Source organism: Pseudomonas sp. URIL14HWK12:I12, assembly GCF_003097135.1.
Classification (GTDB): Bacteria; Pseudomonadota; Gammaproteobacteria; order Pseudomonadales; family Pseudomonadaceae; genus Aquipseudomonas.
In genome coordinates this window covers 424,444-446,711 of the sequence record NZ_QEQL01000005.1, presented here as the reverse complement: position 1 = coordinate 446,711, position 22,268 = coordinate 424,444, and the positions used below count along the sequence as shown (strand labels likewise).

The following is a 22,268-nucleotide window of genomic DNA, read 5'->3' as shown; positions in this document are numbered from 1 at the left end:
ATGAAAACGTTTTTGCTCGTGCTGCTGCTGGGCAGTGCTGCTGCCCAGGCTGCCGATACAGTGAACATCACCGTGCGCGGTAACTTGACCCGCCCGCCGTGCGTGCTCAGCACTGGCACCACGCTGACGGCCAATTTCGGCGACGTGCGCACCGATCAGGTCGATACCCGGGGTACTGTCGATGTGCCTGTGCGGATGAACTGCCCGGCAGGCTCGTCGATGAACGTGAGCTTCAGCGCCAACAGTGGCACCTTCACCAGTACCGTGGCCAAGACCACCGTGAGCAACCTGGGCGTTTCGTTGCTGTGGGCCGACAACAGCGCGGCCAACCTGCAGGGCACCGCCAAGGGCTACAGCAACCTCAGTGGCGCCGTGGACATCAGCCTCAAGGCAAAGCTGGTCAAGCGTGGCGACCTCACCCCCGGCGGATTCAGCTCGGGGTTGGTCATGACGATCAACTACCTATGAAAGCGCTTGCACTGGCCCTTTGCGCACTGGCCACGCCGGCCTTGGCCGAGGCGCCCGACACCGCCCAGTTGCAGGTGCAGGGGCGCCTGGTCGTGCCGCCTTGCAGCCCGAAGTTCCCAAGCACCCAGGAAATCAAGCTGGGCGAGGTCAACCTGAACCGCCTCAGCCAGGGCAACGTGCCGGTTACCGAGGTGACATTAGGGTTCGATTGCCGCCCTGGCAGCCAGCTAAGCGTGTCGCTGGCCGCTGGCCTGGGCAGCGCCGACAGCCAGACCCTGCTCACAGACCGGGCCGGGCTGGGCCTGCGCGTGCTGGGCGAAGAGGGGCTGGTTTCCTGGGTGTTGAACCAGCCCCGCCTGTTTCAGGCCGGCGATGGCCCCGTGACGCTGAGCGTGCGGGTCAAGCCCGTAGTGGTAGGGGCGCTGCCGGAGCCCGGCGCGTTCTCGGCCACCCTGCTGATGCAGGTGCTCTACCTCTGATCACTGAAACTGGCGGGCCTCGATGCAGTAGGTCAGCAAGGCCTGGTCGCTGTCCACTTCCAGCTTGCGCATGGCGGCGACCTTCTGCGCACTGACGGTCTTGACGCTGCGCGACAGTTGCCGGGCAATGTCGCTGACGCTCAAGCCCGTTACGAACAGGCGCAGCACCTCGATCTCGCGCGGCGAGAGGTTCTGGAAACGCTCCTGAACCTGCTGCGTGCTGGGCATCACCGATTGCGGGCTGGCCATCAGGCTCTTGTAGATGCGCTGGGCGCTCAGGGCATTCAGGGCGTTGTCGATCTCGCTGTGCAGGTGGCTCTTCTGGATCACCCCCGCCACCCCCAGCTCTTGCAAGCGGGTAAGGATCAGGGTGTTCGAAACCATGGTGAGCACCAGCACATGGGTGCCAGGGAAGTGGCGCAACAGGTAGTCGATCAGTTTCAGGCCATCACCGTAGGTCTCATCGCCTGGCATGTTGAAGTCGGTGATCAGCACCTCGGGCCGGTGGGTGTGCATCTGCTGCACCAGCCCCGTCGAGTTCATGGCTTCGCCGACGATTCGGTAACGCTCGTCACGCTGAACCAGCTCACGCACCCCAAGCAGCACAATAGGGTGGTCGTCGGCAATCACCACGTTCAGTTCAGGCATGTCGGGATTCTCTGTTGATGAACATTCATTCTCCCTGCGCTGGGGCGAGCAGGGTGTGAGCCACAGTGGCCAGGCGCGAGGCGAGGGCGCGGATCTCGGCGGCCAGCGCAGGGGTCAGCGGGCCGTCGTGGAGGGCGTTTTCAAACTGTTGGCAGGCGCCGAACAGCCCCTGGGCGCGAACACTGGCCAGCGCCCCGCTGAGGCTGTGTAAACGTTGGCGCAGCAGGTTGGCATCCTGGGCTGCCAGCCCTTGGTCGATTTGTTCGATATCGGCCAGCAGCGTTTCGCCCATCAGCTGGCGCATGGCCGGCGACAGCGGGATCCAGCCTTCGAAGCCTTCCTCCGGCGCCGTGGCAGCTGCCGTTTCAAGCGTGGGGGCCTGGGCCTGGGCGGGGGCTGCTGGTGGCGGGCTGGCTGCCAGGCCATTGGCACGGCGGCAGTGCGCAATCAGCGCCTGCCGAAGCATCCCCAGGCTCAACGGCTTGACCACCCAGGCGTTCATGCCCACGGCCAGGCAACGCTGGCCTTCTTCACGCAGGGCATTGGCGGTAACGCCGATGATCGGCACCTGCACGCCTTGATCACGCAGTGCACGCGCCAGCTCATAGCCGTTCATGCGTGGCATGTTGATGTCGGTGATGACCAGGTCGAAGGCTTGCGAATTCCAGATCTGCAAGGCTTGCTGGCCGTCGCGAGCAACGGTGGGGTGCGCACCGAGGGCTTCGAGCTGCTCGCGCAGCACCGCCTGGCTGACCAGGTTGTCCTCGGCCACCAGCACCCGCACGTTAAGGCAGGGCGCGCCCAGGCCCGGGAGCGGGGGCGGCGGTGCCAGCTCAGCCGGTGGCAGCTCCACGACCGGCAGGGTGATCAGCAGTGAAAAGCTGCTGCCCAGCCCCGGCTCGCTGACCACGCGCATGCTGCCGCCCATCAGCTCGCTCAGGCGCCGGCAGATCGAAAGGCCCAACCCCGCGCCGTTACCATCCTGGCCGGCGGCCACCTGGTAGAACGGCTTGAACAACTCGTCCAAGGCCTTTTCGGGAATGCCGACACCGGTGTCGGTGACCTGCCACTGCAAGGCGACGCTGCCGGCGGTGGCTTGCTGAACGGTCAGGCGCAGCCGCACCCAGCCCGATTCGGTGAACTTGATCGCGTTGCCCAGCAGGTTATGCAGGATCTGCCGGATGCGACCGGCATCCCCCTCCAGCCGCGCCGGCAGTTGCGGGTCGATCTCCAGCTCGATGGCCAGGCCCTTGTTCTGTGCGGTGGCGGTGAACGCCAGCACGGCTTCCTCGACCAGCTGATGTGGGTCGAAGGCGGCAGCCTCCACGGCCATCTGGCCCGACTCGATCTTCGACACGTCCAGCACGTTGCTGATGAGCTGGAACAGGATGGTGGAAGAGCCTTGGATGATCTCCAGGTATTGCCGCTGGCGCTCGCTCATGTCGGTCAGCGCCAGCAACTCCAGGTTGCCCAGCACGCCGTACAGCGGGGTGCGAATTTCATGGCTCATGGTGGCCAGGAACACGGTCTTGGCCTCGTTCGCCGCCGTGGCCTGGCGGTTGGCCTGCGCCAGCAGCCTGGCTTCGCCCACATGCCGGGTGATGTCGTTGCAGCCGCAGAGGAAAACGTCCTGGCCTTCATAACGGGCTGCCACCACGCCCACCTGCAGATAACGCCCCTCGACCGGCAGGCACAGCTCGCCAGGCAGTTGCTCGCCCTGGTGGGCCTGCAGCATCTCCAGCAGCGCCGGGGTGCTGCCCAAGTGTTCGGCGCGTTGGTTTTCCAGCAGCAGCTGCCGATCGCTGCGGCGCACCACGCACAGGCCTACTGGGGCGTGGTGCAGCATCAGGCGGTTGAACGCCTCGCTTTCGAACAGGCGATCCTGCGCCCGGCGCGCCGGGCGTACGATCTGCGTCTTGTACCAGTGGTTGATCCACACACCGGCCAGCACAGCGGCGATGAAGGTCAGCGCCAGGCCCAGCAGTGGCCATTTGGCGTAGCGCAGGAAGTCGTGGTAGCTGATGGCGTACAGCCCTGTCCAAGGCTGCGGGCCTGCGGACACCAGCTTGAAGTTCAGCCCGTGGCGGCAAAAGCTCAGCCCCTGCGGCACGGCGTGGTTGTCATCCAGGTCGCCCACCACCGCCGCACCCTGGGGGGTGATCAGGGTGAACTGGTTGTACACCGACAGCTGCAATACCCGCTCGAATTCGTCCACCTGGGCGGTGTCGACCACGGCCGCCAAGGCCAGCAAGCCGTCGCTGTGGCCGGCGGGCAGCAGGGCATCGGCAGCGTTGAGGCCGATCATCGCGACGATGCTGCGTTTATCGGGGTAAAGGCGCAGCGGCGCGCGAGCCCACTGTACCTGTCGGTCGGACAACGGAGCCAGGTTGGCCGCCGATTGGCTGAGGCGGCTGACCACGGTGTCGTACTGGTTGGGTGCCAGGCGCAAATGCTGGCGGGGGTCGCCGGCGGCCGGGATCGCCAGGCTCGCATCGCCCTGGGGCGCCAGCAAGAACAACTGCGGCGACGCGTAGAAAGAGCTGGCCCAGAAGCCGCTGTAGACATCGGTCATCTGCACACCGAGCCCCAGAGCCCGGCGCTCGTCGTTGGCGCTAAACCCGGCGCCGTGTGAAAGGTTGAACGGCAGCGACAATGCAAAACCTTTGGCGGTGAGCACCGTTTGGCCGCCACCCTGGCGAGTCTCGACCACTGAAAGCGATGGCACAGGCGGCTGCGGTGTAGTGCCTTGTTCGCGGTAGCTGGCGGCGAGATGGCGCAGGAAGGTTTCATGCTCCTGCACGATCTCCATGACCCGGGCGAAGTGGAACTCCGCGCGCTGCTGTTCGGATTCGAGCAGCCGCGACACTGCCCAGTAACAGGTGCTGGATAACAACAGCAGCAGGCCAGTGAGCAGCAGCAGGGCCTTGTTCAGCCGCTGTGAGCTTTTTGCCAGTTTGTCCAGGCGCAGGCTGGCATGTTTCATTTTCGGTATCGCTCGACGTAAAGGCGCCCAGCCAGAGGCGGAGGCGCACGGGCGGCCCGGCCTGGTACAGCACGAAGCTGATCGGCCGGGGCGCGTGAATGATGGCTATGGGCCATCTTCTATCAGAAGCGTGGCCAATTCGCTACCTGCAACTGCCTGGGAGATGATGAAACCCTGCACCTGATCGCAGCCGATGCGCCTGAGCACTGCCAGCTCATCCTGGGTTTCGGCGCCCTCGGCGATGGTCACCAGCCCCAGCTTGCGGCCGATCTCGGTGATGCTGAGCAAGGCCAGCGCCAGGCCTTCGTTGGCTGCGCAGCCGTGCACCAGCGAGCGGTCGATCTTAAGCTCCGTGAACGGGGTAGACACCAGGTTGAAATACGAGCTGTAGCCCTTGCCGAAGTCGTCTTGCGCCAGGCCGAAGCCCATCAGGCGCAGGCGGCAGGCGCCGGCGTAGTAGTTGCTCGACAGCTGCGTGGTGGAGCTTTCGGTCAGCTCGAAGGTGATCTGCCGCGGCTCGGCCCTGGCGGCCTTGACCTGCGCCAACAGGTTATCGACCAGGTCGTTCTGATCGAGCAGGTGAGTGGGCAGGTTGATCGATACCGGCAGCCGATACCCCAGCTGGGCCCACTGGGCCTGGGCGGCGAGGGTCTGTTGGAGCATGGCCGCCAGCAACGGGGTTTCCAGCGCGTGGCGCTCGATGTCGCCCAGGAACGCACCGGGCAACAGCAGGCCCTCGGCCGGGTGCAGCCAACGCGCCAGGGCTTCGGCACCGACGATGCGGCCGTCGCACAGCGATTTCTTGGGTTGAAACCAGGCCTGGATCTCGCCGTGTTGCAGGGCCTGGGCCAAGGTGGCCTGCGAGCGGCAGCCTTTGGGCGGGCTGTGCGCGGCCCCTGGCTGGCCCGCCATTTGGTCGAGGCTGTTACGCAGCGCCTGCACCTGCGGCACGCTGACCGGTTTGGAGATCAAGCCTGCAACGCGCAGCCCCAGGTTCTTGGCGACCTGCCCAGAGCCGACCAGCATGCGCCGGGAGGCGGCCGTCATCAGCGCCAACGCCGGCGGTGTGCGCAGGCGCGCCAGCTGCTGGATCAACTGCACGCCGTCCATGCGCGGCATCATCAGGTCGCTGAGCAGCAGGTCGTAGCGTTGCCGTGCCAGATGCTGCAGGGCGCTTTCGGCGTCCCATACCAGGTCGACGGCAAAGCCGCCTGCCGCCTGGAACACAGCGTTGAGGTACTGGTGCTGGAACGGGTGGTCTTCGACGATGAGCACTCGGTACACGCTCACGGCAAGGTCCTCTGGTAGGGCTGCAGGCATTGGTAGAGGGCGTGCAAGGTAAATGGCTTGACCAGGAAGTGGTCCATGCCCATGCTCAGGCAACGCTCGGCTTCTTCGAGCATGGCGTTGGCCGTGGCGCCGATGATCGGTAGCGAGCACCCCAGGCGGCGCAGTTGTTCGGTGAGTTGGTAGCCGTTCATGCGCGGCATGTTGACGTCGGTGAGGATGATGTCGAAGTCGGCATCGCTCCACATCGAGAGCGCCTCGAAGCCATCGCGCGCCAACATCACGCTGCACCCCAGCTCCTCAAGCTGGTCGCGCAGGATCAACTGGTTGATCAGGTTGTCTTCGGCCACCAGCAACCGGAGGTTGAGCTGGGTCTCGGCCAATGGGTGGCCGCGCTCTACGCAGGGCTGAAGCTCAAGCCCCTGAGCCTGGCTCACCGCCTGGTTCAGCGCCAGCAAATCGTTCAGGCCCACCCGCCAGCAGGCGCCGGATTCGCGCACCATGCCGTGCTCACCGGCTGCAACCCTCACGTGCCGCCCGGGCCAGGCATGCCAGCGCATGGCCGCCGCAGGCCCCGGGCTGAGCTCGACCAGCACCGCGTCGCTGGCCACCTGCCCCAATTCGGGCAGCGCCACCTGCGCCCGTGCGCCCCAGCGGCGTAGCCAGCCGGCGCAGCACTCGGCCAGCTCTTGAACCGGCGACACCACATACACACGCTCACCCAGTAGCGGCTGCATCTGCGCCTCGCTCTGGGCCTGGGCCGAGGGCACCTGTTCCAGGGGCAGGGCGAAGGTAAAGCTGCTGCCCAGGCCCGGCTCGCTGAACACCCGCAGGTTGCCGTTCATCAAGTGCACCAGGCGCTTGCAGATCGAAAGCCCCAGGCCTGTGCCCGCCACCACGTTGGCATTCGGGCTGCTCTGAAAGAACGGCTCGAACAGGTGGCGCTGGTCGCTGGCGCAGATCCCCTTGCCGGTGTCGACCACCTGCCATTGCAGCAGTGCACGCTCACCCTCGCGGCTGTCGGTGTGCAAGCGCACCACGATGCGGCCGCTGTCGGTGAACTTCAGCGCGTTGCTGAGCAGGTTGTTGAGAATCTGGCGGATGCGCGTCAGGTCGCCATGCACCTGCTCAGGCACGCCGGGGTCGATGCTGGCGAACAGCTGCAGGCCTTTGCTTTGCGCTGCCCCCGCGTAGCTCTGAACCACCTCCTGGGTCAGCGTGGTCACACAGAAGGTGCTCAACTCCAGCGCCAATTGGCCTGCCTCGATCTTGGAAACGTCCAGCACGTCGCAAATCAGTTGCAGCAAGGTGGCCGAAGAGCCTTCGATCGCCTTGAGGTAGCCCCGCTGCTGGCTGTCCAGGCGGGTGCGGCCCAGCAGCTCAAGGGTGCCCAGCACCCCGTAGAGCGGGGTGCGGATTTCATGGCTCATGGTGGCCAGAAACAGCGTTTTGGCCTCATTGGCCGCGTCGGCCAGCGCACGAGCCTGTTGCAGAGCCAGCTCGGCCTGCTTGCGTTCGCTGATGTCACTGAAGGCGCAGATCAGCACGTCTTCGCGCTGGTAGCGAGTGGGCGCATAGCTCAGGAACAGGTGGCGGCCATCGGCCAACTGCAGCTCATCGCGGCAGCTGGCCTCGGCTGCGTCGAAGGCGCGGGTGATCCAACGATGGCTCAGTCGTTGGCGCTCGCGGCCGTCGCCCAGCCATTGCTGCGCCAGCGGGTTCTCCAGCACCACCGCGCCGTCGCTGCGCCGCAGCACGCAGAGGGCCACCGGCGCGATGCGGATCACCGTGCTGCTGAACGCCTCACTCTCCACCAAGGCCTCGATACGTGCCGCCGCCGGCACGATCAGGCGCTGGTCGATACGCCCGATCCACCAGACCATCAGCCCAGTGGCGGCCAGGCACAGCAGCACTGCCAGTAACAGGGGCAACGCCAGGGCTGGCAACAGGGCGTGCAGGTCAAGGCGATAGACGATCTGCCAGTGTGAATAGGCCAGCTGCTTGCGAATGGCCAGCCGGTCGGGCAGCCAGCCGCCGCCCTCCCAGCCGAAGGTCGCGCCGGCGCGGGCGTGGCGCAGCGCCAGGACGGCCTGCGGGGGTTGCAGGCTGCTGCTGAAAATCAAGGTGCCGTCGCCGTCGAGCAGCAGAAAGTCGCCTGCCTGTTCGTGGCGCAGTGCCTGGATCAGGTCAGGCCCGTCGACTTCGAAGCCCAGCCAGCCAGAGGCCGGGCTGCGATCATCGAGGCGGGTGAACAGGTACAGGGGCGAGTCGAGCCGGTTTTGCTCGGTGAGCCACAGCTCGTCGGTGGCCGGCACGGCGCCGGTATCGACGGCCAGCAGCCGTTGCAAGACCTCCCCGGGCACCGCTGCGGTCGGCCAGGCGCTGTACAGGCGCTGCACCGCACTGCCCGGGCGCTGCGGCACGTAGATCAGGTTGATCCGGTTGGCCTTGAGGTGGCCGAGCATGCGCCGGGTGAGCCACAGGCTCCACAGGTTGCCTGGCTCGCCGAGGGTGATGTGCACTTCTTCAGCCGGAACATTGTTCAGGTTGCCCACCGGTGGCGTGAGGTGCCTGACCGCCGAAACGCCCAGGCTTTGCAGCAGCGTCTGGCGGCTGACGAAAAAGCTCTGGGCGTCAGACGCCGCCTCGTTCATGAAGCCGCGCCGCGCCGAAACTTCTTCTTCGAACGCCGAATGCAGGTAGCTGTAGGCGCCCAGGTACACGCCCACGACCAGCGCAAGCCCGAACAGCCGCAGCAGTTGGCGGGCGGCCTTGGGCGTTGAGGAGTAGGGGTGAGCGGGGGGGACAAAGTGTGTGAGGTTCATCCGCTCAGGGTAGGCAGCGCCCGGCCCTGCTTGAATAAGACGAATCTCAAAGGCCGCCGAGCCAGCGCCCCCCGCCCCTCACAGGGTTCGGCTGCTGCCTTGCGGCCGTTCTACCGGTGAGGGCAGGGGCGGCAACACGTCCACCACATCGCAAAACAACGGCCGCCCCTGCCAGTCTGCCTGGTCGCCGATCACGTACAGCCGCCGCCGCGCCCGGGTGGCGGCCACGTTCAGCAGGTTGGGCTCCGACACTGCCCAATCACGCGCACCGCGGGTTTCGCTGTTGCCGCCCAGCACCAGAATGATCACAGCAGCTTCCTTGCCTTGCATGGTGTGGATGGTCCCGTATCGGCTCTTGGCGGGGACGCACTCCTTGAGCTGGTTGCGCACATCCTGGAATGGGGTGATCACCGCGATATCTTCCCGTGCGACGCCGTCGCGCTCCAGCCGCGCAAGCAGCCACTGCAGGGCTTGGCCTTCAGCAGGCACCCAGTTGCCTGAGGCGCGGCCAGCAACCGGTAGCCAGCCGGTGGGCAGGCTGGCCGGTGTTTCCTTCTCCGGCGAGGGGGCGAGGGTGCCGTACACCATGGCGCCGTCGTAGGCGATGCGGTTGGCGAGGTCGAACATGGGCCTGTCGCAACGCCGATGCACCACCAGGGGCAGGCCCACCCAGCTCTTCTGGCCCACAGGGCCGGCCAAGCGGCCCCAGGGGGTGGCCTGGTCGGCCAGGGTTTGCGCGGATTGGCGGTTGGGCAACCAGTGAGGGCCTACGCCATAGCAGGTACGCATGTGTTCGAGCACGGCATCGGAAACCGTAACGATGGGCTTGAGCTGCAGCGGGTCGCCCACCAGCACGGCCCGCCGTGCACGCCACAAGGCGCCCACGGCGGCCTGGGGCGTGGCCTGGCCGGCTTCGTCCACCAACAGCCAGCCAATCTCCCCGCAGCCGAAGCTGCCGAAAGAGCGCGCAAAGGAGGCGAAGGTGCTGCTGAGCACCGGCACGGCCATGAACAGCGACGCCCAGGCCGAACGCATCAGGTTTTTCGAAACGCCCTGATAACGGCCGCCGGTCAGATGGCTGGTGATGAAATCCAGGTTCGAGCCCAGGCGGGTGGCCTCCAGCTCAAACAAGGTGCGGTGCAAAGCCAGCGCTTCGATGAACACCTTCGCCCGCGCCTGCCGCCAGCCTGGCACCACCCAAGGCTCGCGCAGTTCGATGTCGCTGCCGCGGCCGATGGCGCCCTGGTTCAGCCAGGCAAGCAGGTGCCTGGCGTCGCCGGCCTCGGCCAGTGTGCGGGTCGCGTCGATCTGCGACTGGGCGTGGTGAACGGCCTTGTCGATGTGCTGTTCGTCCGCGGCCAACTGCCGCTGGGCCTCATCCAGTTGCGTGGCGATACGTTGCATCTGCCGCTGGGCGGCGCCGTGGGCGCTCTCGGCCAGGGCGTGGCTGCTGGCGAGCAAACGCTGCTGCCCCGCCCACGCCCGTTGGGTGCCCCAGAAGCTCAGCAGGTTGGCCATGAACCCGGGCTTTTTCGCCAAGTGAGCTTGCAGGGCCAGCAGTTGCTGCTGCAGTGCCTCGCGGGCCGGGGCGAGGGTGGTGGTTTCTGCACGGGCTTGCTCGGCCTCCAGTGCCCGCCGCTGGGCCAGGTGCTGCTGCCGTGCCTGCTCGGCTTGCGCCACGCCGGCCTTGGCCCGCTGCACGGCTTCGACCTGCTCGATCACGGCCGTGAACCCGCTGCGCAACCGAGCCTCTTCACGCTTGGCGTCGTTGTACCGGGCCACGGCTGCACGCCAGAGGCTGGCCTTCTCATTCGAGCTCAGGGCTCTGTTGGCCTCGACGTGCGCCTTCAGCCAGCCGCGAAAACCTTTGGGCCCTGGGGCCGGCGCTTCGGTGTCGGGGGCGTCTTCCGGGCCCGGCTCGGCGGTGTCGAGGTCATCGTCTTCAGCCTGCGCGGGGTGGGGCTGGGCCGGTTGTTTTTCAGGCTTCGGTGGCCGCTTGCCCCAGAAGAAGCGCTCGACGAACCGGTTGCGGTTGGCCTTGCTGCCCAAGGCGGCAGAGATCATCCCCCAGGCCGGGCCACCGCTGATCAACTCGCCCAGCTCACTGAAATACTCAGCCTCCGGCAACCAGGCCGGGTCGATGCTGTCGCGTTGGGGCAGCTCGAGGGTGACGTTTTCTACCGCGCCGTTGTTGGAGGAGGCCACCACCATCTCGAAGCCGAACAGCTCGGGCACCAATGTATAGGCGAACCGCTCGCGGCCACCGTCGTTGGCAGGCTCGCGCCCATCCTTGATAAAGGCGTCGGACGCTCTGGCGAAGCCGGCGAGCACGTCGGCCCGCTGGGTGACCACGGCGGCGATCAGGTCGCGCAGCAGCGTGGTCTTGCCAGTCCCGGGTGGCCCGTTCACCCCCAGCACGCCGTCTTCACGGCCGAGTGTTTCCAGAATGCTGTTGACCGCCAACTGCTGCGAATGCACCAGGCCCAGGTGCCGCCCGGTGGGCCAGCAGCCTGGCGCGTAGCGGGCCGGGGCCAGGCACTCGAGCAGGGGAACCGAAGCGTCCCTATGGTCCAGGTGCAGGCGTTGGCTTTCATCGTGCTGGCGCAGGTAGCGCTTGAGCGGCTCGCTCACCTCGCCGCGCTCCAGGGCGCAGGCAACGCCCTCGAGGTCGGCCAGCAGGAAACTGTTGAGCGGGTCGTCTTCTTGCTGCGGCTTCTCGGGGTTGATGGGCGCCGAGCGAAAGCGGTGCTTGCGCGGTGCGCTGCCGAAAAACTCATCCAGGCCGAGAAACGCCCGCACCCAGGCGGTCATGTCCGCAAGGGCATCCGGTATGACGACACCGCCGAGCAGCTCATTGGCCTGGCCGCGTGCATAGTGCTGGGCTTCGTCGAACCCCTGGGCCCAGCCGAGCCCATTGAGGGCGCGGCCGAGAAACCAGGCTTCACTCGACAGCACCAGGCTGTCGGCGATCATCACACCCTCGGCGCTGAACTTCAGCGCATACAGCCCCACCTCGCGATCCTGCGGCTCTTTGTAGCCCTCGGTGGCGCCGTACAGCGCCTCCAGCTGATGCGCCACCTCGGCGCTGTTGTACAGGTGCGCATAGAGCGTGTGGCTCCAGGCCCGGTCTTTGGGAAGCTTCTGCCGCGCCAGCGTGTTGGTGGCCACCCACGGCAGCATCGGCGCGGTGCTGGGGATGTCCTGATAGAAGGGCTGGTGCTCGGAGTCTCGTTTCTTGAGCTTGGGAACGGCCTGAGGCTGCAGCAGTTCGACCGCGTGCCAGTAACGCACGATGCTTGGCGGGTTCATCTCGGTCCTTGGCGAAAGGGGGGGGGGCTTGGATCCAGGACGCAGAGCCTATCAGCAAATGGGCGTGGGGATGAGTGGCTGCCCCCTCTCAAAGGCGCTGCACCGTCCTGCACTTCGGATACCCGGAGCACCCCCAAAATTGCTCGCCGGCATTCGCGCCGGCCTCCCACTTTTTTTGGGGGCAGCAGCGTATCCAGTGGGAGGGCGGCTTGCCGCGCGACGCGCCGATCTACCCTTTAACCTCAGGCCGCGCCATTCACATGGTCCGCCGCCACACCCACCACCTCCACGGCCTGGTGCGCCTCTGCTACCGCCGGGGCGCTGGCAACCACGAGATTGTCTGCGCTGAAGGTCTTGGCAAAATTGCCCTCCAACCCGATCTCGAAGCGATCACCTTGCGCATCGGCATCGAAGTCTTTCAGGTAGGTGCGGTCGTTGCCCTTGTCATACACCAGCTTCAACGTGCCATCGGTGCCATCGCCCAGCCCCGTATACCCCAGCGCTGACACATCGATCTTGTCCTGTTGGGTATCGAAGTTGACGATCAGGTCACTGTTACCCCGCAAGCTGTCGCTTTTATCCAGGTAGCGGAAGGTATCTGCCCCCGCGCCGCCCTTCAGGTAGTCGCCCCAGCCGTTACCGATGAACACGCCGCCTTCGTCGCCGGCGATGAAGTGATCGTGATAGCGGTTACCCGTGAGGGTCGCGGTGGTGCGGTCCACGGTTTCATTACCCGCGAAGATGAAGCGGTCCACATCCAGCAGGCCGTTAACGCCGTTCCTGTCACTGGTCGTCAGGTGCAGCATGAACCGGTTGCCCTGCGCATCGGTTTCGAACGACTGCACCACCACCCGGTCGATCGCCGCGTCGAAGCTGTAGTTCAGGGTGCCGTTGTAGCCATCACCCAGGCCGGTGAAACCCAGGCCCGAGACATCCAGCAGGTCGCTGCCCACCTTGAAGAGGTACACATTGTCGAAGCTCGCCGTGCCGGCCGCGTCATTGACGAAGCTGTCGGTGATCTGGTCGAACTGCACCGTGGTGCGAGACTGGCTGGTGTAAACGGTATCGGCCCCCGCACCGCCGTCGAAGGTGTTGACGTACTTGGGCGTAGAGACCACGTCATCACCGTCGGTGCCGGTGACATGCCATTCCTTTTCACTCTGGAAGTAGGGGAAGCGCCCGCCCGGCTCGATGGTGTAGGTAAGCGCGAAGTTGGCCGTGTTCAGCCCGGAGTGGTCACCGGCCAGGCGCACCTCGAAGGCGTTGCCGTTGGCGTCTTTGTCGAGCGAATACACATAGGTGATGTCTTCTCCTTCGTCGTAACGCACCGCCAGGTCACCGTTGCGGCCATCGCCTACGCGTTCCAGGCCCAGGGCGGTGAGGTCGAGCACGTCGCGCTCATCGTCAAAGTCGACGATCAAGTCCGAATGCGAGCCTGAAGCGTTGTAGTAGCTATCCGAAACGGCGGTGTAAACGAACTGGTTGAGCGATGCCGAAAACTGATGAGGGTGCGAAATCAGCGTGTCCGCGCCCGCGCCGCCGATGAAGGTGTCGGAGCCTGCCACCCCGGTGAGGGTGTCGTCTCCGGCACCGCCTATAAGCACGTCGCGCTTGTCGGTACCGGTGATGGCGTCATCGCCGTTCGTTCCGATGAAAGTGGTGTAGACCGGGCGGTTGATCTGCTGGATGTCGTCGTTGTTCGCGTTGGGCATGGCGTTGCGCTCTAAGCTCAATAAAGGGGCCAGGAGCGACTGCCGTGCATGCGAGTGGCCGGGGGTTTCGCACGCTGCTGCTCAAGCAGCATTTGCCCTCGAAAAAGGCATTAAGTTCAGTGCAGGCGATGCGTTTTGGGCTGCCACCGGCTGAGCGGTAGCAGCCTGAGCGCTCAGTGCGCTGGGGGTTTGAGCTGGTGGATTGCGCCGTCGACCAGGGCCTGGCTGGTGCTGGCCAGGATGCCGATGGCGGTAATCAGCGCACGGCTCAACGGCAGGCTCGCGTCAGTGGCTTCGGCGGCCAGGGTGGCGGCACAGTCGAGGAGGTGGCTGGCGCGTTGGAGTTGGGCGCATGGGGGGTGAGGGGTTGGGTCGGTCATGGTTGGCAGGTTCCACACGTGGTTTGAGGAAATTGCCATCGCTCGCCGTCAAACGAAGGGTGGCAACTGTACTTGGGTTGACGGACCGGTCACGTGTGAACCCGGCGCACCCGAAGGTGCCCCAAGCACAGCCGCCATAGAGCGCAGCGCAGGTGCAAAAACACCCGAGCCTTGTCCGGAGACAGTGCAGGTACACATGAGACAGGCCGTCAAACCCGATCGCGCATGAGGCGCGACGGGCGGGAGGATAGTGGTGGTAGGGTAACGGGTCAACCTGCCGGATCGGGGGGGCTTGGTCAGCCCCCGCGCGCCACGCACCGTGCGCGGCGCTCATCCACCCGCTGGGCAAACCAGGCTGTGGTCAGGTGGCGAGTGATCTTGGGGCTTTCCAGCGTGATGCCCGGCAAAATCGCGCGCGGCACGGGCTGGCCCACTACCTGATCGGCCAGTTCGAATACACGCTTGTACACGCGTGTTTTATCAAAATCCTTTTCATTGCTCTGGCGCAGCTCGCTGTAAATGGCCGAATTGCTCATGTCCAGCCGGCTGCCCAGCGAGCGCACCGCCAGCTCCGTTTGCCCTGGGTCGGTGGAGCTGTAGTTGATCAAGTCGCCGTCCAAGGCCAGGCGTGCCTTGACCAGGCGGTTCAGCGCTGCCTGGAAGGCCGCGTTGCGGCTGGCGTAATGGCCGGCGTTGTAGTCTGCGAAGCGGTAGAGCGGCTTGGGGTAGTCCACCGGGTAGCCCAGCAAATGCGCGGTGCCGAAATACACCCCGCCTTGGCGGGTGAAAACGGCCTGGCGGATGGTGCCGGCGCCGGAGTACGGGTAACCGCTGGCGTTCTGCTCGGCGAAGGCCACCGCCACCTGCATCGGGCCGCCGGTGTGAACGGGGTTGAAGCGGCCAAAGAGTTGCTGGCCCAGCGGCGCCATGGCGATGAAGTCGTCGAACACCTCGCTCAGTTCGCGCTCGGTGCGCACCTTAGCGATGCGTTGGGCGTAGGTGGCGCCGGTGGAGGAGCGCAGGTTGAGGGCAGCGTCGACCAGGAAGCCAGGGACGTGGGCCTTTGCAGCGCGGCGGTCGATTTCTTCGCGGGCGATGCGGCCCAGGCCCGGCACTTGAGGGTCGGCCTGGAAGTTGGACTCTTGCTCGATGACGGCGATGACGGAGCAGAGGTTGTCTGGCGTTGGGTCGAGGGATTGGGCCTCGAAGGCGGTTTGGATGTCGGCGGCCCAGCCGGTGCGGTCGGTGATGTTGGGAGGTAGCAGGCGGGAGAGGCGGGCACGGGTTTCGGCTGGGGTGGGGGCCGGGGTTTGAGGTGTGTGGGTGCATGCCGTCAGCAGAGAGAATGCGAAGAAAAGGAGGGCTAGGTTTCTGTGCATGAGGGAGGCCAAATTCTGCTTGAGCGGGTTGGAGGCGTTGAATATAGGTGCTGATGGGGGGCGGAGGTTCCAAGGGGGATTGATGGGGGTTTTGTCGCCGGGGCGGAGGGGAGGAGTGGGGTGCGTTCGGAGGGTGGGGGATTTATGGGGTTTTTGAAGGGCTTGGTCAAGGTAGTTGGGTCGCGCTGGGTTTTATAGATGCTTTCGGGCCTCGGGGATATCAGCTCAGTCCAGTGAGATTGGCCGCTTATGGCTGGTTGGTGCCTGTCGCGAAGGGCCGCACCCGTCCCAAAGCGGTCGCAATGCAGCGTCCGAATCAAAGCTTGAATGGGTCGATCCAGCCAGGTCGAAGCCCAGCCTCGTATTCTTTGCGCACTTAGGCGAGCGACTCTGCGCACTCCATTCCCGCCTCCATAGCGCCTGTCCATCCCCAGCAAATCCCATCGGTACTGTCTGATAGGGATCTTCCGGGTTGTCGAGTAGGTGTCCGCAGATCGTGCAGTGTTGCGGCTTTTCGCTGCTTTTCATAATACGCTTCCGTTACGTTCCGTCCTGGCACCCCACTGCCTGCCCTAAGGGACAGCTTTCGACCCAAAGCGGACGTCAATCGTTTAGATAAACTTGTGTAACTCATCGGAGTTGAAACGAGAGCAAGGCCTCAAGTGGCGATGTCAGGGTTAACCCCGAGGTCATGGCCTCACCAGTGCGCGCAATCACATCAAGAGTCTCGTCTTTAAACGTAACGACCCAATGCCTAGCACCTGAATAGGAGCGGCTAATGGTTTCTTCTGAGCCAATAATTTCGTTGAACGAGTAAGGCTGAAGGCCCGAGAGAACATAGGGATGGCGTCCTAATGCCTCGTCCCCTATAGGTACAAGACGGTGATCAATGAGCCCGGTAAATCGTACAACCGCGAGGCTTTCGTTCCCAGGCTCGAAGTAAGCGAGCCAAAGGTTGCCCGACTCAACCAAAAGAGCTGGTGATTCAGGGATCCCTAGGGCTGGAGCAACGGCCCAGATTGATGACTTAGCTCGATTCATAGTTTCTCAGGAGCCTTAGAAAAGAAGTGGACGATACGATTGTGGTGCAATGACCGCCTCTGGCCGATAGCGGACTGGGGATACGGTGATGGCGAATGAGTGGTGTCCGGAGTAATTCCCCCAACTCTGGAAAGCAATAGGCCTCGTCGTCATCCATACCACATGTCAGATTGATTAGAATCTTAATACAGCCGCCGCTTTGCGTTCGGCTGCATAATTTACCTAGTGCTAATTGATACCGAGAATACCTCGATATGATGGATGAACCTCCCAAATACAATCTTTATAATCCAAGGACGGATCAGTTAGCAGTTCGGGGCGTTCATCAAAATCGACGAAGCTAGGAGGGCTACCGGGATTAGGTGTTTCTCTAAGAAGGACAAACCCAATCCTATACAAAAGCTGTGCAATTTGCAGTGGCCTGATGTAATTCTCACTATCAATTTTGCCGATACCATCAACCCCAACACGTTCTACAAAGCCAGATTTAATTTTATGGAGAAGCTGCTCGGTAGTATATCTTTTCTGCCCCTTAGAAAATGTTTCAACCAGCTTTTGCAGCTCTCCAAATTGGTGAGAGTGCTCTTTATATATATCGTTTACTCTAAGTCGACCGAAGTCACTCAGAATATGATTGACGTCTTGAATTCCCGCACGTTTCATCTCACGATCAGACGCCGCTTCAGCGGAAAGCCGACACAATTGACTCATCCACCTTGGGCGTTTTGCACCTAAAATACGGATAGGTGTAAAAGGGGACACTTTGCCCCCAGACCAACGAAGCCTTTTCATAAAGACAAGAGATATTAATCTCTCCCTATCAACTGCTCGCTCAACACTCCAATATTTTGTTATGTTGTTTGAGTGATATCTATTCAAATATGAAAGTATCTTATTGGAGATGATTTTTTCAAGTTCCGTCCTACTCCAATTGATATCAATTGCGTACTGCTCGCACTTATCAAGATCTTCATTATATCTAATGGTTGTCCAGACATCTGTTCTAACGCTTGCTCGTATGTTCAGACCTTTGATGTCTCTAGCCAGCGCTCTGCAGGCGGAAAAAAAACTAGACACTCTTGCTTTCTGAATTTCATCAGCCGAGAAGGTTGAATCAATGTCATCGATAAACAACCAGATATCAGCGTCTTTTTTTTCTATCATATAACGCTCAAGCAACATGCTAGGATCTTTAGCCGAAGGCGTGAGAATCTCGATAGGTATGTTCTTGCTTTTAATTCTACCCAACAAAGAGCTGATAATATTTTTGCCTTTATAACCCACCAATTCTGACGCCTCGACTAGCGCCATTTGATCATCAGTCCAGGCAAAACCTATTTTACTTCCAAGCTCATAATTGATCCTAGCTGACAATGACTTTTTCCATTCATTCTGTAGCTTAAGATGATCTCGACTTTCAAAATTACCAAAGCTTAGCAAGTCGGCTCCAGTAACTGAAATCACAATCGCATTTTGATCTTTCTTGGATACGTCAAATGCAAGTTTGGATAGGAGTGAAGACTTTCCCATTCCTTTTCTTGCTCGCACTATTCCAAAACTGCGATTAAGAGAAAGAAATTTATTGAATTTTTCTTTCGTTATGAAGTATGAAGACAGCACCTCTGGATCTTCATCTTCACCTGCCTCATTGCCAAAAAGGTTTTCATCATAGAAATCAAGATCCAAAGAGAGATCTGATTTTTCCTGAGACTCAACCATAAATATATCCTTATTTCAAGAGTTTGAGTATTTTCCAAATGCTTTGCAAGCCATTAATTCAACAGCATTGCTGAGGCAAAGAATGGCGATGAAGACTCATTTCAACACGAAACCCTCATTGCTAGCAGTCTATAGCACCAACGCCTATTTTCATTCCATGAGGAGCACCCATGACACTAAAACGCCGTGCGATGGATAGTAGCCAATATATGGCACCTGCGATACCGTTATGCTAAACAGCTCACACCTTCCTTGAGCATAGTTATTGCACGTAAAAGTCGATGGCCTTACGTTTTTGGCGCTCGATGAGCACTCCCGGCCGATTCTCGCCTTTCCCCAACGTCCGCTTTGGGTCGTCTGCAGCCGCTGGTGGACGGGTGAGATTGCAGCCTGTCGCTACCTGCTGCCTTCTCCCCCGAACAACCTTTGTCGTCTCTCTAACAGTAAAGGAGAGGTCATTTGGAGGACCAATCCCAGCCAGCCACCCATAGGTGGGACTGATTATGGTGCCTATGCCGAAAACCACTAAAGTAAAAAGGCCAGCGCATATTGGCACCTTTTTCTGGCTCTCAAGGAATGACCCATGACCCCTTATACCCCGGTTGAAACCGCCAGCTACAGCACGCGCTACGCCCCAGGCAGCGTCATCGTCGATGTTGCAGGGTTCAATGAAATCAACCAGAGCATTGCCGTGCAGGCCGATGGCAAGATTTTGGTCGCGGGTTTCAGCTTTTATGGCGGGATTATTGAAACCTATTACGACTACTCGGTGGTTCGTCTCAATGCCGATGGCACCCTAGATACCAGCTTTGGCGTAAACGGTCGCGCGGTCGTCAGCGCCCAGGCGTCCATCGATGAGGGCTGGAGCTTGGCGGTCCAGCCAAACGGTGGGATTGTGGTGCAAAAGCCAGCCTATATCGATGGCGAGTGGAGCATTGAGCTCATGCGTTTGAGCCCCGACGGCACCGCGGACACAGCCTTTAATGCCAACGCCAAGGCGAGTATCCCCGCTGGTATCAGCAACGACGAGGGCGACTTACGGGTGAACGCCGACGGCAGCTTGTTGTATAGCGCCCCAGGAGAAGAGGGTGGCGTTACACTGGCTAAATTCAAAGCCAACGGCACCCTTGATACGTCTTTTGGGACTGAGGGTATCGCGCGGCTCGACGCCGGCCTATCGATCTACGGCGACCGTCATGTGGTTGAGCTGGCCAACGGGCAATTTCTTTTGGCCAGCGTCCTGACTGGGAGCGACTCGTACAATCTGGTGCGTATGAACGCGGACGGCTCGCTGGATACCCGCTTTGCCAACCAGGGGCAGGTGATATTCCCAGACAACGTGTTGTCGAGTTATCGCGGCGACATCACGGTACAGGCGGACGGCAAGATCCTGCTGGCAGGTAGCAACGACGGTGATACCGACTTCCAACTGGTACGCCTCAATGCCAATGGCAGTTACGACACCAGCTTCGGCCAAGGTGGCGTAGTTTCACTGGGCACAGGCGCCAGCTATGACTCGGCGCGCTCAGTCACTGTGCAGGCCGATGGCAAAATCCTGATTGCCGGAGACAGCGATATCGTGACCTCCACAGGGGATGGAGTAGACGGTTACGGCGTGATCCGACTCAACCCCAATGGCACCCTGGACACGGCCTTCGGTAGCCAGGACGGCAAGCATCATCTGGATGGCTCACCCAATGCAGACGTTCTCGACGGCCTTGATACCGCTGATGTATTGCGTGGCCTGGGCGGTGACGATGTGCTGCTGGGCAAGGGCGGCCAGGACACCCTCACCGGCGGTGCGGGTGCGGATGTGTTCCGTTTCGAGGCCATCGACGACAGTTATCGCACCGCCAGCACTGGCTTTAGCGACCGAATAACGGACTTCAACCCTAGCGAAGACCGCATCGACCTGATCGGGCTTGGTTTTACCGGCTTGGGCAATGGCCACAACGGCACCCTGGCCGTGCAGTTAAGCGCAGACCACCGCGTGACCTACCTTAAAAGCTACGACGCCGATGGCAATGGCCATCGCTTTGAATTGGCCATCGACGGCAATGTAGCCGCTTCCTTGACGGCCACTAACGTCGTATTCGCGCCAGTGATGCAGACAGGCACCAGCGGCAATGACACCCTCATCGGTAGCCTGGTGCAGGATGTGTTGCAGGGCCTGGCGGGCAATGACCGCCTCCAGGGCGGCGGCGATGATGACGTACTGATCGGCGGCGCTGGCCGCGACACCCTCGATGGCGGCGCAGGGCGGGATATCTTTCGGTTTACGGAGATTGCCGATAGTTACCGTAGCGCGACGGCCAGCTTCGCTGACGTGATCACAGGCTTTGAGGTGTACAAGGACAAGCTGGACGTGTCCGCTCTGGGGTTCACCGGCGTGGGTGATGGGAAAAACGGCACCCTTCAGGTCAGCTACAACGGAACGCTGGATCGCACCTATATCAAATCCCTTGAAGCGGACCAGGATGGCCATCGGTTCGAAGTTTCGATCAACGGAGACCATGAGTACGATCTTTGGAGCGGGAATTTTATCTTTGCTCCCACCGCACCTACCGCCGCTGTGGCCAACAGCGATACACCTGCCGAGGTAGCGCAGATCGTGACGCTTGGGGTTGAAAGCATAGCGGAGCATAACGTTTCGGCATAACCAAGACACAGCAGCAGTAGGTACTGAGACCTACAGGCCCGCTTATGCGGGCTTTTGGGTTCTCTGGCCGCAGCTATTTTCAAAATCTGGTATTCCTTTCTTAGGAATAACCCCGGGCTGAATTACCCCAGCTTTTTTTTGATACTCAATGACCGCCTTTAGCCGATTGCTACCCTCTTCCAAGGGCCGCGTTGGGTCGCCACCGGCTACTTTCTGGGACTTGGAACGGCAAGCTGGTGTGCGATGACTGTGCAGGCTATAAAGCCGGCCTCGAGCAGGGCATAACCGACATTGGTTGTATGGCTCACGCCCGGCGCAAGTTTTGCGACCTACATGCGGCGAACAAACGCCAGTTGGCCGAATAGCGATGCCCATCGCTAAAAAGTTGCATGAATGGATGATCGCTCAACGCGCGCTTGTGCCCGAGGGATCGGCCACGGCCAAGGCACTGGATTACAGCCTGAAACGCTGGATGACGGTACCGTGCCTATCGCCAACAACGCCGTGGAGAACCAGATCAGGCCGTGGGCGCTCGGTAGGTCGAACTGGCTCTTCGCTGGATCACTGCGCAGCGGTAAGCGCGCTGCGGCGATCATGAGCCTGATCCAGACAGCACGCATGAACGGGCATGATCCATACGCGTATCTCACGGATGTGCTGAAGCGGTTGCCGACGCAGAAAGCCAGTGGGTTCAGGCAGCTAAGGCCACATCAGTGAATGCCGGGCTGAACTGCCCAAGGCGTATGCCCCGTACGCTTACAGTGAAACCCCAAGACCTATGCGTTCCTTCGAGGCAGCTGTTCGCGTAGGGTGTTGGGCATCGGTCTGCCTGAGACCAAGCCTAATTAGGAGAATACGTGAGTCAGTACCTCGCCGAAGTTATCGATCTCCACATCTTGATCGAAGCCCTGTTCGCACGTGGTGAAGGATCCAGCGCCGCACTGATGGAGCATTTTGATCCGTCTTTCACCATGGTGACGACCGCCGGCGCTGCGATTTCGTTAGATCAAGTCTCAGCTCTGTTTCACAGCCAGGCCGCCAAGCAGCCAGGGCTGCAGATTGAGGTTTCTAACGTCGATATCTTGGCTGAGTGGAAGACAGGGGCGGTTGTGAGTTATCGCGAAACGCACACCACTGCCGGGAACCCTTCGCGCTCCCGTTTTTCAACGGCACTATTCAGCCTTGTGAACGGAAAGGCGGTCTGGCGCCATCTTCAGGAAACCGCCTGCACATAACCACACCCAAGTGTCGTGGTTTTCGAGTTTGTGCGACATGTTCTTTTCTCATGTCGCCGGTGGCGACATATGTGGATAACGTGTCGCTGAAATCATTTTCTAGCGACACTTGACCTGTGGCACAGTGCGTCGGGGACCGCCGAG

13 protein-coding genes and 1 pseudogene are annotated in these 22,268 nt (G+C 61.7%); 5 read left to right on the top strand and 9 right to left on the bottom strand.

The window, feature by feature from the left end; genetic code table 11:
- Together F474_RS17245 and F474_RS17240 are read left to right on the top strand one after the other, a co-directional pair.
- A complete protein-coding gene (locus F474_RS17245; RefSeq protein ID WP_097085644.1) occupies window positions 1-468 on the top strand; it encodes a fimbrial protein in 468 nt (155 codons plus the stop codon).
- The gene (locus tag F474_RS17240; protein WP_097085645.1) at window positions 465-947 is read left to right on the top strand and encodes a fimbrial protein; all 483 of its coding nucleotides are present in this window, start codon (window positions 465-467) and stop codon (window positions 945-947) included. Before F474_RS17245 ends, F474_RS17240 begins: the two co-directional genes overlap by 4 nt.
- Here F474_RS17240 and F474_RS17235 read toward each other — a convergent pair whose 3' ends face one another.
- The 9 genes from F474_RS17235 to F474_RS22555 form a co-directional block, all read right to left on the bottom strand.
- Complete coding sequence (locus tag F474_RS17235; protein ID WP_097085646.1) at window positions 948-1,595, bottom strand: response regulator; 648 nt, start codon at window positions 1,593-1,595, stop codon at window positions 948-950.
- A gap of 25 nt (window positions 1,596-1,620) precedes the next feature.
- Entirely contained in the window at window positions 1,621-4,578 is a 2,958-nt protein-coding gene (locus tag F474_RS17230) for an ATP-binding protein (protein ID WP_097085647.1), read from the bottom strand.
- Between the two features lie 105 nt (window positions 4,579-4,683).
- The gene (locus F474_RS17225) at window positions 4,684-5,868 is read right to left on the bottom strand and encodes an EAL domain-containing protein (protein ID WP_097085648.1); all 1,185 of its coding nucleotides are present in this window, start codon (window positions 5,866-5,868) and stop codon (window positions 4,684-4,686) included.
- Window positions 5,865-8,690 (bottom strand): ATP-binding protein, encoded by a 2,826-nt coding sequence (locus tag F474_RS17220; protein WP_097085649.1) that lies wholly within the window; start codon window positions 8,688-8,690, stop codon window positions 5,865-5,867. The genes F474_RS17225 and F474_RS17220 overlap by 4 nt, the downstream gene beginning before the upstream one ends.
- Before the next feature lie 78 nt (window positions 8,691-8,768).
- Window positions 8,769-11,999, bottom strand: coding sequence for an ATP-binding protein (locus F474_RS17215; RefSeq protein ID WP_097085650.1), 3,231 nt, complete (start codon window positions 11,997-11,999; stop codon window positions 8,769-8,771).
- A 242-nt stretch (window positions 12,000-12,241) separates the two neighbouring features.
- Window positions 12,242-13,711, bottom strand: a complete 1,470-nt coding sequence (locus tag F474_RS17210) for a M10 family metallopeptidase C-terminal domain-containing protein (protein WP_097085651.1) — start codon at window positions 13,709-13,711, stop codon at window positions 12,242-12,244.
- A 173-nt stretch (window positions 13,712-13,884) separates the two neighbouring features.
- Window positions 13,885-14,091: a hypothetical protein gene (locus F474_RS17205; protein WP_097085652.1), complete on the bottom strand. Its 207-nt coding sequence runs from the start codon at window positions 14,089-14,091 to the stop codon at window positions 13,885-13,887.
- A 296-nt stretch (window positions 14,092-14,387) separates the two neighbouring features.
- On the bottom strand, window positions 14,388-15,470 hold the full coding sequence (locus tag F474_RS17200; protein WP_097085653.1) for a DUF1615 domain-containing protein: 1,083 nt from the start codon (window positions 15,468-15,470) through the stop codon (window positions 14,388-14,390).
- Between the two features lie 1,269 nt (window positions 15,471-16,739).
- Window positions 16,740-18,230, bottom strand: coding sequence for a P-loop ATPase, Sll1717 family (locus tag F474_RS22555; protein ID WP_125483385.1), 1,491 nt, complete (start codon window positions 18,228-18,230; stop codon window positions 16,740-16,742).
- Window positions 18,231-18,813: 583 nt separating this feature from the next.
- Here F474_RS22555 and F474_RS17190 point away from each other — a divergent pair.
- The 3 genes and pseudogenes from F474_RS17190 (at window position 18,814) to F474_RS17180 (ending at window position 22,124) form a co-directional block, all read left to right on the top strand.
- Window positions 18,814-20,889 carry a M10 family metallopeptidase C-terminal domain-containing protein gene (locus F474_RS17190; RefSeq protein WP_097085655.1) on the top strand — a complete coding sequence of 692 codons (2,076 nt, stop codon included), beginning with the start codon at window positions 18,814-18,816 and terminating at the stop codon, window positions 20,887-20,889.
- A 170-nt stretch (window positions 20,890-21,059) separates the two neighbouring features.
- Window positions 21,060-21,606 (top strand): annotated as a pseudogene (locus F474_RS17185) (transposase); the annotation flags it as partial.
- A gap of 140 nt (window positions 21,607-21,746) precedes the next feature.
- On the top strand, window positions 21,747-22,124 hold the full coding sequence (locus F474_RS17180; protein WP_097085656.1) for a nuclear transport factor 2 family protein: 378 nt from the start codon (window positions 21,747-21,749) through the stop codon (window positions 22,122-22,124).
- Window positions 22,125-22,268: the final 144 nt, after the last annotated feature.

Coding starts and splice junctions, on each gene's coding strand:
- F474_RS17215 (WP_097085650.1), bottom strand. CDS start 11,999: ATGAACCCGCCAAGCATCGTGCGTTACTGGCACGCGGTCGAACTGCTG.
- F474_RS17240 (WP_097085645.1), top strand. CDS start 465: ATGAAAGCGCTTGCACTGGCCCTTTGCGCACTGGCCACGCCGGCCTTG.
- F474_RS17235 (WP_097085646.1), bottom strand. CDS start 1,595: ATGCCTGAACTGAACGTGGTGATTGCCGACGACCACCCTATTGTGCTG.
- F474_RS17200 (WP_097085653.1), bottom strand. CDS start 15,470: ATGCACAGAAACCTAGCCCTCCTTTTCTTCGCATTCTCTCTGCTGACG.
- F474_RS17210 (WP_097085651.1), bottom strand. CDS start 13,711: ATGCCCAACGCGAACAACGACGACATCCAGCAGATCAACCGCCCGGTC.
- F474_RS17205 (WP_097085652.1), bottom strand. CDS start 14,091: ATGACCGACCCAACCCCTCACCCCCCATGCGCCCAACTCCAACGCGCC.
- F474_RS17245 (WP_097085644.1), top strand. CDS start 1: ATGAAAACGTTTTTGCTCGTGCTGCTGCTGGGCAGTGCTGCTGCCCAG.
- F474_RS17220 (WP_097085649.1), bottom strand. CDS start 8,690: ATGAACCTCACACACTTTGTCCCCCCCGCTCACCCCTACTCCTCAACG.
- F474_RS22555 (WP_125483385.1), bottom strand. CDS start 18,230: ATGGTTGAGTCTCAGGAAAAATCAGATCTCTCTTTGGATCTTGATTTC.
- F474_RS17230 (WP_097085647.1), bottom strand. CDS start 4,578: ATGAAACATGCCAGCCTGCGCCTGGACAAACTGGCAAAAAGCTCACAG.
- F474_RS17190 (WP_097085655.1), top strand. CDS start 18,814: ATGACCCCTTATACCCCGGTTGAAACCGCCAGCTACAGCACGCGCTAC.